Raw genomic sequence first — 1,175 nt, 5'->3', positions numbered from 1 at the left:
CGGTTGCGGCTTAAACCATGATCCCGAAAAGTGGGACCCCGTTTTCGGAAAAGATCATGGTCGGACAAAGATCATGATCCCGTGGATCCAGCTCGATTCAGCGAAGACCCCAGACGGCGGACAAGAACTTCGCCTCAAGCGGCGCGGCACCGAATTCTCGATCATGCTGGGCACCAACGAGCTCATGAACAGCCGCCTCAGCGGTTCCGAGGAAGCGCTGGCAAAACTCTCCTGCGGGCGGATTGCCGGCCATAGCCAGCCAACAATCCTGATCGGTGGGCTTGGCATGGGTTTTACCTTGCGCGCCGCGCTTGCAGAATTGGCCAATGATGCCGGAATCGTCATCGCTGAACTGGTGCCGGCCGTTGTCGCCTGGGCGCACGGTCCGATGGCCGAAATCTTTGGCGGCTGTCTCGACGATCCGCGCGTCACCATCCAGGAGACCGATGTCGGGCAGCTGATACGCTCGCAGCCCGCGGCCTGGGACGCCATCCTGCTCGATGTCGACAACGGCCCGGAAGGCATCGTCCACAAATCCAACGACGCGCTCTACAGCCTGCAGGGCCTCGCAGCCGCACGCAGCGCCCTCAAGTCGGGCGGCGTGCTGGCGGTGTGGTCGCAAGGCCCCGACATCGGCTTCACGCGGCGGCTGAAGCAGGCAGGCTTCGGGGTCGAAGAGGTCAGTACGCGCGCCAACGGCAAGCGCGGCGCGCGCCATATCATCTGGATCGCCACCAAGACGTAAAGCCGGCGGGCTCAATCCTGGTGCAGGATGAATTCCAGATAGAGGTTGCGCTGCAGGATCGAGTGGTTGTCGTCGGAGATCAGCGACACCATCAGCGCGCCGTCGTCGCGGGTCCAGACGTCGAGCCCTTCCATATTGTCGATCTGGTAGCCCATGTCGGCCTCCAGCAGCACCGGCCCGTCGGCGACCGCGCCCTTCTCGACGCTTTCGCCATAGATGCGCCGCAGCCGCATCTTGACGCCCCTCGCCATCGAGAAACTGCGCTCCAGAAGCAGCAGATCGCCATCCGGCAGGAAGGCGCCGTCGGTGATGTCGAAATCGCCGTTGCGCTTGACAGTAAAGACGCCCTTGTGCGGCCCCTCGATGATGGCGGCATAGATGTTGCCGGCCTTGTCGAGGCTCTTTTCGGAGACCACGACCAGGCCGCCCT

General features: G+C 63.1%; 2 protein-coding genes. One reads left to right on the top strand and one right to left on the bottom strand.

Going from position 1 to position 1,175, the window contains the following annotated elements; translation table 11 throughout:
- Window positions 1-73: 73 nt before the first annotated feature.
- A complete protein-coding gene (locus EN991_RS37010) occupies window positions 74-745 on the top strand; it encodes a hypothetical protein (protein ID WP_064993081.1) in 672 nt (223 codons plus the stop codon).
- Window positions 746-756: 11 nt separating this feature from the next.
- On the opposite strand, the gene EN991_RS37005 is transcribed toward EN991_RS37010, so the two are convergent.
- The coding region (locus EN991_RS37005; protein WP_206519339.1) for an esterase-like activity of phytase family protein at window positions 757-1,175 on the bottom strand (419 nt) is incomplete at its 5' end.

Origin of the sequence: Mesorhizobium sp. M7A.F.Ca.US.005.03.2.1 (assembly GCF_003997795.1) — a bacterium.
GTDB classification, from domain to species: domain Bacteria; phylum Pseudomonadota; class Alphaproteobacteria; order Rhizobiales; family Rhizobiaceae; genus Mesorhizobium; species Mesorhizobium ciceri.
The sequence above is the reverse complement of the archived record's forward strand: the minus strand, read 5'-3'. Positions and strand labels throughout refer to the sequence as shown.